Origin of the sequence: uncultured Campylobacter sp., assembly GCF_938018145.1 — a bacterium.
Lineage (GTDB): Bacteria > Campylobacterota > Campylobacteria > Campylobacterales > Campylobacteraceae > Campylobacter_A.
Genome location: NZ_CALIII010000270.1, coordinates 1 through 7,345 on the forward strand (window position 1 = coordinate 1; position 7,345 = coordinate 7,345).

A 7,345-nucleotide genomic window follows, 5' to 3' on the forward strand; every position below is an offset into this window, starting at 1 on the left:
TCAAATTTGTGTTCATCCGGGCTGTCAAATTTTGTATCATTGGGCTGCGGGTCAAATTTGCTAGCGTCAAATTTGCCCTCAAATTTAGCGCCGTAAAGGTGCGAGTTTTGCCCGTCTGCGCTCAAATTTAAGCCGTCAAAAAACTCTGAATCGCCTGCAAAGCGTCTTAAATTTACGCCCTTTAAATTTGGCTCAAATTTGATGCGGTAAACCTCGCCCAGCAGCCTAAACTCGTCCTCGCGCGGCAAATTTGATAGCGTTTTCTCGTGAGCTGATTTTAGCCATTCGTAGTGTTTTTGCACGAATTCTAGCGCATATTTTTGCGCGGCGTAAAAGGGCAGCGAGACTGAGATCTCGCCGGTTTTAGCGACCTTTAGCCTGGTTGTTTTGACGCCTTTTTTAAAATTTAGCGCGACGTCAAATTCGCCGCATTTTACGCAAACGGTTTTTACACGAGGCGTTTTGATTGCCATTTTCTGCTTCTCCAGCGCCAGGTATTTACGAGTCCGCGCAGCCACTCGTCAGCGGTAAATCCGATCCAAACGCCGATGATCCCCATGCTTTGCACGATACCCAGATAGTATCCTAGCGGCAAGCTCACGCCCCACATAAACACCGCGCCCGTCATCAGTGGAAATTTAGCATCCCCGCTCGCGCGCAGGGCGTTTACGATAACGATGTTAAAGGTTCGCCCCGTCTCAAGCGCGATAGAAAGCGTAAAAAGCGGCAGCATGACGGCCTTTAGCTCCTCGGTCAAATTTAGCCGCTCCATGATTTCAAATTTGCCAAAATACGCCGCCAAAACGACCGCGAGAGTCGCGATAAAGCCGATGCGAAGCGCGCGGAAAGTGCGCGAGTAGGCCTCGTCAAATCTCATCGCGCCGACTAGGTGGCCGACGATGACCTCGTTTGCCACGCTGATGCTGGCTCCGCAAAGCAGGATTAAAAGCGTGATCTGAAAGTAGATGGTCTGCACGTTTAGGCTGGCTTCGCCCATGCTCGCTACAAAGCCAAAAGCCACCATATACTGCGCCATCCAGAGCAAATTTTCGCCCGCGCTCGGAAGCCCGACGGATAAAATTTTACGCAAAATGGCAAACGGCAGGCTAAATAGACGTTTAAAGAAAATATTAACTTTGGCGTAGCGGGTCAGTATTAAAAATAGCACGATAACGCCCACTAGCCTTCCGACGACGGTCGAAACCGCGACGCCGTAAAGGCCGTAGTTTGGCAGTCCTAGCCAGCCAAAAAGCGCGATAGCGTTGCCGCAAAGGGTGATGACGTTCATGAGTAGGGAAACTAGCATGACGGCGGTAGCGAAGTTGTAAACGCGAAGTACTGCTGCAAGCACCATGCCGATGCCGTCAAAGGCTAGCGCGATACCGAGCATATGCAAGTAGCCAAAGCTCTGGGCGCGAAGCTGCTCGGGGACGTTTAAAAGCTCTAAAATCTCAAATCCGAAAAAGTAAATAAAAACCGCGCTACCAAGCCCGATGATCGTATTAAACGTGATGCTAGCGTGTATGACGCGTTTGGCTAGGTTGTGATTTCGCGCGCCTAGAGCCTGCGCGACTACGACCGAACAGCCGACGCTCAAAAAGTTAAAGATCGTCATAAATAAATCCATGACTTGATTGCCCGCGCCCATAGCGCCCACTAAATGGACGCTGACCTTAGTCACCATGTAGGTGTTTATGATGAGCGTCACGAAGTGCAAAAACATATCTAAAAATATCGGGATAGTGAGCTTTTTGAGCGATAAATTCATAATTTCTCTTTTGTAACGTGGATTTTAGATAACGCGCGATTATACCCAAATATAAATTTAAAGCGTTTTAAGGCGGCGCGGCGCGTTTTCCCTGCGAGCAGGGCATAATCTTTTTATTAGCTTAATCAAGTATAATTGAAAAAATTTAATCTAAACGGATATCAAATGCACAAAACAAATTTCACGTCACGCTGGGCGTTTATCATCGCTTGCGTGGGCTCGGCTATCGGTATGGCCAACGTCTGGGGGTTTCCTTATAAGGTCGGTACGAACGGCGGCGGCGCGTTTTTGCTCGTTTATCTGTTTTTTATCGCGATATTTTCCTATGTGGGGCTATCTGCCGAGTACGCTATCGGCAGACGCGCTAAAACCGGCACGCTAGGCTCATACGAATACGCGTGGAAGAGCCGAAACTGGGGCACTTTCGGTAAAATTTTAGGCTGGATACCGCTAGCTGGCTCGATGTGTATCGCTATCGGCTACGCTGTCATCATCGCATACGTTTTAAAGGCGCTATTTCAGGCGGTCACGGGCTCGCTGATGACGGTGGATACGAACACTTGGTTTGAGTCCTTTGCGCTTTCGTCCTATTCTGTCGTGCCGTTTCACTTTATCGTCGTTGCAGGTACGTTAATTACGCTATTTTTCGGCGCGCACAGTATCGAAAAGACAAATAAAATCATGATGCCGCTTTTTTTCGTGCTATTTTTTATCCTCGCTATCAGAGTGGCGTTTTTAGACGGGGCGTTTGGCGGGTATAAATTCGTCTTTCACAGCGACTGGGGCAAGCTAGCTGATCCTATGGTGTGGGTTGCGGCGATGGGACAGGCCTTTTTCTCGCTATCTATCACGGGCTCTGGTATGATCGTTTATGGCGCGTATCTATCAAAGGACGAGGACGTCGTCGATAGCGCGCAAAAGACGGCGATCTTTGATACGATCGCTGCGATGACGGCGGCGCTTGTTATGCTGCCTGCGGTATTTGCCTACGGTATGGATCCGGCGGCGGGGCCCGGGTTACTTTTCGTAACGCTGCCTAAAATTTTACAAGACATGCCCGGCGGTCAAATTTTCGCGATTATTTTATTTACGGCGGTGATTTTTGGCGGCGTGACCTCGCTGCAAAATATGTTCGAAGCAGTCGCCGAGTCGATAATGCACAAATTTCCTAGCCTAAAGCGCGGCGTCGTGCTAATCGCGCTTTGCATAATATGCTTTGGCATAGGCGTAAATATGGAAGCCATAACTAGCTGGGGGCCGTGGATGGACTTCGTGTCGATCTATATCATCCCTATCGGCGCGGTGATCGGCGCGGTGTCGTGGTTTTGGGTCATCAAAAAAGAAGAGATCATGGACGAGATCAACACTGGCGCGGCAAAAAAGCAAGGCGCGTTTTGGTATTTTACGGGCAGATATATCTACGTGCCGATGGCGCTTACGCTTTGTATCATCGCGCTTAGCATGCATATCTCGTTTTAAGGCTCGCGCGTGGCTCTAATCGACCTTATCGACGTTAGTAAAAAATTCGGTCCGAATGAAATTTTAAACAAAATAAGCCTCAGCGTAAACGAGCGCGAGCGTATCGCTATCATCGGCAAAAACGGCAGCGGCAAAAGCACGCTGATGAAGCTAGTCGCGGGCGCGCTAGAGCCTGATAGCGGCAGGCGTATCCTGCAAGGCGGCGTAAAAGTAGAAATGCTCGCGCAAAATCCCAAATTTGACGATGCGGCGACGGTAAAAGACGCGCTAAATTTGGAGCTAAAAGAAATTTTCGACGCGCGCGACGAGTATGCCGCGGTGTTAGAAGCGCTCGGCCGCGATCCGCACAACAAAGAGCTAAACGCGAGGCAAGACGAACTAATCAAATTTATCGAAGCAAAAGACGGCTGGCAGATCGAGCGCAAGATCGAGCGCGTGCTGGAGGAGTTTAAGCTAAAAGAGTACGAAAACCGCGCTGTCGCAAGCCTCAGCGGAGGCGAGATACGCCGCGTAGCTCTGGGCGCTTTGATCCTTAAAAGGCCCGATATTTTGATGCTTGACGAGCCTACGAACCACCTTGACATCTATATGGTGAGATTTTTAGAGGATATGCTAAAAAGCTCGCGCCAGACGATAGTTTTTATCTCGCACGATCGCTACTTTATCGACGCGCTAGCAACTAGAAGCGTCGAGATCGAGGAGGGCGCGCTGGCGTCATTTGACGGTGGTTACGCAAACTATCTAGCTAAAAAAGAGGAAATCCTAGCCAGCCTAGCTAAATCTCACGAGACGCTGTTAAAACAGCTAAAAGCCGAGGAAGAGTGGCTGCGCCGCGGCGTCAAAGCGCGTCTAAAACGCAACGAAGGGCGCAAAGAGCGAGTGCTAGCCATGCGCGAAGAGGCTAAGAAAAATCCGGGCGTGATACGCCGCGTTAGGCTCGAGCTTGAGCGCGCGAGTAAAAATTTTAACCAAACGCAAAGCGTAAACCGCAAAAAGATGCTCTTTGAGATCAAGCAATTAAGCAAAACTATCGGCAGCAAGCAGCTTTTTAGTGATTTTAACGCGCGCGTTTTGCAAGGCGAGCGTATCGCGATAGTCGGACGAAACGGCAGCGGCAAAAGCACTCTTATTAAAATTTTACTCGGGTTTGAAAAGCCAAGCAGCGGCGAGATCAAGCGCGGCGAGGTGCGAGTGGGATACTTTGATCAGTCTAGAAGCGCGCTGGATGACGATAAGAGTCTCATCGAGACCTTTTGCCCAAACGGCGGCGATCACGTCATGGTGCGTGGGCGAAATATGCACGTTTACGGCTACCTTAAAAATTTCCTATTTCCTAAAGAATTCCTCGATAAACCCATCGGCGTTCTAAGTGGCGGCGAGAAAAACCGCGTTGCGCTCGCGCTGCTTTTTAGCAAGGAGTACGACGTGCTCGTGCTAGATGAGCCGACAAACGACCTGGATATCGCAACTATCAACATCCTTGAAGACTACCTGCAAAGCTTTGAAGGCGCCATAATCATCGTGAGCCACGACCGCTACTTTGTCGATAAGATCGCGCACAAACTATGGGCCTTTGAGGGCACTCAAATAGAGGTGCTACATCAAGAATACAGCGTCTATCTCGAGCTAGAAGACGAATTAGCCGAGCTTGGTAAATTTGAAGCAAGCCTGGCAAGCGAAGCCGAGCAAGCGCAAAAACAAAAGAGCAAAACCGGCGCGAAGCTAAGCTACAAGCAAACGCAAATTTTATCCTCGCACCCCGAAAAAATCGCCGCGCTAGAGGCCAAGATAAAAGAGCTAAACGCCGGCCTTAGCGATCCTAAAATCTATCAGCAAATCGGCCTAACCGCGCTTTATAACGACCTAGAAGCGGCCAAAAGCGAGCTTGAAACGTTAGAGAACGAATACTTTGAAGTCTTGGAAATCGCCGAAAATTTGGAGCAAATTTGAAAAAATTAACTAAAACGGGCAGAGTTAGCGCTCTAAATTTACGTACGATTAAGCGAGACGAGTTCATCGGCGCTAGTTTTGAGCTGGACGGGATTAAATTTAGCGGCGTTTTTTCGGCGGATTTTAGTCTGGAACAGGGCGATCTCGTGCGCGTAGAGTACGAAAGAGACGGCTTTATAAATAGAATAACCCTGCTTGAAACCCTGGCTAAAAATAGCGAAAATAAGAGCAAGACGGCAAAAATTATAAACATTGCGGTTTTTATCTCGCTGACGCTTCTTGCTCTTTGTATCGCGGGCGGAGTGATTTTTTCTTTGATTACGGGCAGATTTGAGATTCGCGATTTTACCGATATTATTCGGCTTATTTGTATTTGCTTCCTTGTCTGGTCGCTAGCTTACCATGCGATAGGAAAATTTAAAATTTTGAGGCATTTTGCGTAAAATTTGAGTTCGATAAACATCAGAGCTTCTAAAAATAGGCGGCACTTTGAAAGATAAAAAATTTATACTACTTTGCTTATTTGCGCTTTTTGCTGTGCTTTTTACGGTATTTTTCATGGTTTATGTCGCTAGCTACGAGGAGGAGAATGATTTTACCCAGATAGGTAACAGCGAATTTTACGCTACGCCGCAGGGTAAAATTTACGCGCTCATCCCAAGCGGAGGCAAATTTGAGCTAAAGGGCGTGCGGGCGGATAAATTTAAGGTCCTTGCGCCAGGTGGTTACCGCGGCAGAAACGTCGGCGCTGACGAAAGTGCCGTTTACTGCGGCAATCTTGCGATGACCGGGCTAGATCCATCTCGCGCCAGGGCGATTGGCAACGGATATTTCACGGACGGAGAGATTAGCTATTTTTGTAGCGACGTAGGCGAGAGAAACTACGAGCTAGGCGGCTTTAGCGAGATGGTTCAAACTATGGCATACGCGATATTTGGTGCTGATAAACCGCAAAGCTATATCTATAAAACCCAGCGCGTTTCTAGCGTAAATTTAACCCCTATTTTAGATTTCGGTTTCGCGGAGGAAAAAGTGGCTTTGCGCGGCGAAGGCGGCAAGGTATATTTTGAGGGCAAGCAGCTAGACGGCGCAGACGCTAGAGCACTAAGATACGTGCTAGACGCGCGCGGACGAGCTAGCGATTTTTACGTTACGGACGGACGAAACGTCTATTTTAAGAGCTCACGGCTCGCGGTCAAATTTACGGCAGAGCTGCACGAGGCGGCGTATTTCAACGGCACACACTATCTTTTGGAGCCTTCTAGCGGCGCGGTTTATGCAGATGAGCATGAGTTCGCGCCCAAATTTGCGCCTTACTCGCTACCCTTTGGCGTCTCCGGCGCGCACGCCTATCATCTACTTTTTCGCGGCAAGGGCGGGATTTACTTTTGGCAGCGTCATAGCGGCGGCGAAAGCGGCGAGCTAAAACGCGCGGGAGACGATCCTTTTGCGGGTGAAATTTCGCCGCTTGCGGGTAGCGTTTTTATTAGCGGCGCTCAGACCTATTTCGTGCAGAGCCGCGAAGTGTGGCATAGAACTAAAAACGGCAGGCATTTGGGCTCGCGCCATACCGAGCTTTTTAGGCTTAAAACGAGCGAGCAATGGCGCAAAATAGGGCTCGTGCGTAACGGCGTATACGGCGCTGTTTACGCAAACGGCGATAAAATTTACTATTTTGACGCGCTTGGGACGGGGCAGCTCATAGACTCTAGCGTCTACGAGATCGTGGATACTGCCGCCATAGAGATCTTGACGCGGCCGTATGATCCGCGCGGCAAAAATCTGGGCAGCGAGGATATCCGCAAGATGATAAAAGATGGGCGGCTCGTACCGGCGCAAGGCGAGCTGGTTTTTGAGGCGGTTACTAGTTATGACGGCGAGGAGAGGTATTATCTTTGGATATTTATGGCGGTTGCGATTTTGGCGGCGATCGTGGGCAAAGCCTACGAGTATAAAAGCCGCGCAAAAGCGGTAGAAAACGAAACAGCGACAAAACCTCGAGGCAAGGCAAAATTTAGACGGTAAATTTGCTTAAAACGCTCAAATTTGACGTTGTACTCGTCGCTAGCAAATTTTAATCAAATTTTCGCTAAAATCGAGTCAAATTTAAAAGGAGTGCAAATGAAACTGGGAAATTTTTCCGCAAAC

At 49.0% G+C, this 7,345-nt stretch carries 6 protein-coding genes; 4 read left to right on the forward strand and 2 right to left on the reverse strand.

Annotated features, from left to right (window positions below; genetic code table 11):
- Together Q0338_RS06235 and Q0338_RS06240 are read right to left on the reverse strand one after the other, a co-directional pair.
- Nucleotides 1-473 (reverse strand): YgjP-like metallopeptidase domain-containing protein (locus Q0338_RS06235; RefSeq protein WP_298086008.1); only part of this gene is annotated, 473 nt, incomplete at its 3' end.
- Nucleotides 449-1,768, reverse strand: coding sequence for an MATE family efflux transporter (locus Q0338_RS06240; RefSeq protein ID WP_298086009.1), 1,320 nt, complete (start codon nt 1,766-1,768; stop codon nt 449-451). The genes Q0338_RS06240 and Q0338_RS06235, both read right to left, overlap by 25 nt.
- 165 nt (nt 1,769-1,933) lie before the next feature.
- Between Q0338_RS06240 and Q0338_RS06245 the strand changes: the two genes are divergently transcribed.
- From Q0338_RS06245 to Q0338_RS06260, 4 genes are read left to right on the forward strand one after another with little or no spacing between them, the layout of a single operon-like run.
- Nucleotides 1,934-3,247 carry a sodium-dependent transporter gene (locus Q0338_RS06245; protein WP_298086010.1) on the forward strand — a complete coding sequence of 438 codons (1,314 nt, stop codon included), beginning with the start codon at nt 1,934-1,936 and terminating at the stop codon, nt 3,245-3,247.
- 9 nt (nt 3,248-3,256) lie between these two features.
- The gene (gene abc-f / locus Q0338_RS06250; protein ID WP_298086011.1) at nt 3,257-5,197 is read left to right on the forward strand and encodes a ribosomal protection-like ABC-F family protein; all 1,941 of its coding nucleotides are present in this window, start codon (nt 3,257-3,259) and stop codon (nt 5,195-5,197) included.
- On the forward strand, nt 5,194-5,640 hold the full coding sequence (locus Q0338_RS06255; protein WP_298086012.1) for a hypothetical protein: 447 nt from the start codon (nt 5,194-5,196) through the stop codon (nt 5,638-5,640). The genes abc-f and Q0338_RS06255 overlap by 4 nt, the downstream gene beginning before the upstream one ends.
- 46 nt (nt 5,641-5,686) lie before the next feature.
- Nucleotides 5,687-7,222 (forward strand): DKNYY domain-containing protein, encoded by a 1,536-nt coding sequence (locus Q0338_RS06260; RefSeq protein ID WP_298086013.1) that lies wholly within the window; start codon nt 5,687-5,689, stop codon nt 7,220-7,222.
- Nucleotides 7,223-7,345: the final 123 nt, after the last annotated feature.

Bases quoted from the DNA above. Each gene is read 5' to 3' on its own strand.
- Q0338_RS06240 (WP_298086009.1), bottom strand. From the start codon at position 1,768: ATGAATTTATCGCTCAAAAAGCTCACTATCCCGATATTTTTAGATATG.
- Q0338_RS06245 (WP_298086010.1), top strand. From the start codon at position 1,934: ATGCACAAAACAAATTTCACGTCACGCTGGGCGTTTATCATCGCTTGC.